This window comes from Janthinobacterium sp. Mn2066 (assembly GCF_049319705.1).
In the GTDB taxonomy this organism is placed as follows: Bacteria; Pseudomonadota; Gammaproteobacteria; order Burkholderiales; family Burkholderiaceae_D; genus Janthinobacterium.
In genome coordinates this window covers 1-458 of the sequence record NZ_JBMOUF010000041.1, presented here as the reverse complement: position 1 = coordinate 458, position 458 = coordinate 1, and the positions used below count along the sequence as shown (strand labels likewise).

The 458-nt window shown below is 62.4% G+C and carries 1 protein-coding gene; it reads right to left on the bottom strand.

The features are described 5' to 3' along the window. Positions 1 to 458, bottom strand: a 458-nt coding sequence (locus ACL9RI_RS27655; RefSeq protein WP_422729645.1) for a carbohydrate porin, incomplete at both ends; no start/stop codon positions are given.

The following is a 458-nucleotide window of genomic DNA, read 5'->3' as shown; positions in this document are numbered from 1 at the left end:
CCGTACGACGTGCCGCTGGTATTGTTGTTATACACCGGGCCCGAATTGTTGGCGGCGTTGACCGAGGCGGTCGCCGCATCGTTCCATTTGCCGTAGGTGACAAAGGCGCGCAATTCAGGACGCGACCACAGGCCAGGACCGGCCGAAATGGTCGGCGCAAAGGTGATCTTGGTCAGGCGCTTGGCAGGGCCATTCTCCTGTGTCACGCGGTCCGTGCCCAGTTCGGCGACCAGCTTGAAGTTGTTGGTCAGCGCATATACCGGGCGCACGCCGATCGTGGTCCAGACCGAGGAACCGGTGGCGTTCGACTGGTCTTTTTGCCACAGGGCCACGAATTCCATGCCGAAATGGTCGAGCGGCTGGATCGCCATGTCATTGAACACACGCGTACGTTTCACGTCCGAGCCGAACAAGGTGCTGCCCGACGCGCCCATCTGGCCGTTGCCGGCGCCGCCGAC